This window comes from Kitasatospora misakiensis (genome assembly GCF_042656005.1).
Lineage (GTDB): Bacteria > Actinomycetota > Actinomycetes > Streptomycetales > Streptomycetaceae > Kitasatospora > Kitasatospora misakiensis.
Window position 1 is genome coordinate 1 of sequence record NZ_JBHSOF010000139.1, and the last position, 948, is coordinate 948.

At 76.7% G+C, this 948-nt stretch carries 1 protein-coding gene and 1 pseudogene; both read left to right on the plus strand.

Annotated features, from left to right (window positions below; translation table 11 throughout):
• A pseudogene (locus ACFP3U_RS36930) lies at positions 1-213 on the plus strand (hypothetical protein); the annotation flags it as partial.
• Positions 210-869: a hypothetical protein gene (locus ACFP3U_RS36935; RefSeq protein WP_380230158.1), complete on the plus strand. Its 660-nt coding sequence runs from the start codon at positions 210-212 to the stop codon at positions 867-869. The pseudogene ACFP3U_RS36930 and the gene ACFP3U_RS36935, both read left to right, overlap by 4 nt.
• The last annotated feature ends 79 nt before the right edge of the window (positions 870-948 follow it).

Sequence of the window (948 nt, forward strand, 5' to 3'; positions counted from 1 at the left end):
GACCCGTTCGGGTCGCTGTTCGGCGGCGTGGCCGGTGAGAGCGTGAACGAGTACCGGGCGCGTACGGACGTGGCCCGTGAGGTGCTGGCGGAGCTGTGGGAGTCGGACCCGGAGTCGGCGGAGGTTGCCGCCGAGCTGCTGCGGACCGCCCCGGTCCCGCTGGTCCGCCCGCGTACCGCCGCCCGCCGGCTGCGGTCGGGGGTGGCGGCGTGAACGAGACCGTCCGCTCGGCCTGGTACTGGAACCGGGACTTCGGGCTGTACACGCGCCAGCCCGCGCCGAGGCTGGACCGGCCGACGACCGCCTGCCGCGTTCTCGATCTGCCGGACGCGCTGCTGCGGGAGGCCGTTGCCACGCACGAGGCCGGCCACGCGGTGCTGGCGCTCCACCTCGGCGCCCGGCTCACTTGCGTCTCCGTCGCGGACGACCTCGGTCGCGGGCCGGGTGCCCCTGGCCCCGTCGGCCGTGTCGACTACGAGCCGAACCCCGCCGAGCCGGTCCGCGGCATCCTGCTGGCCAGCGCCGCCGGGGAACGGGCCCAGGACCGCTGGCTGCGACAGGCGGACCTGTGGACCGAGGACCGCGCGTGGGTGGTCGAGATCCTCGCCGCCCAGGACCGGGCCGTCATCGAGCGGACCGTGCGCCTGGCCCACCCGGACGGCCCCACCTACGGCGTCGGCGACGACCCGGCCGTGGACCTTGCGGCCCTGCACGACTACGTCGACGTGTGGTTGCGCGACCTGTGGGACCAGGTGATGGTCCTCGCCGCCGCCCTGAACCGGTGCGGCACGCTCACCGGCGCGCAGGCTGCCGCTGCCATCGGCCTCACCGTCAACGACGGAACGTCGGCGTCGGGGGTGGCCGCGTGACGGCCGAGGCCCGGGCGGAGGCCGCGCGGGCGGCCGCCGCTGCCGAGGCCGCCCGGATCGCCGCCGCCGCTGCCGCCGA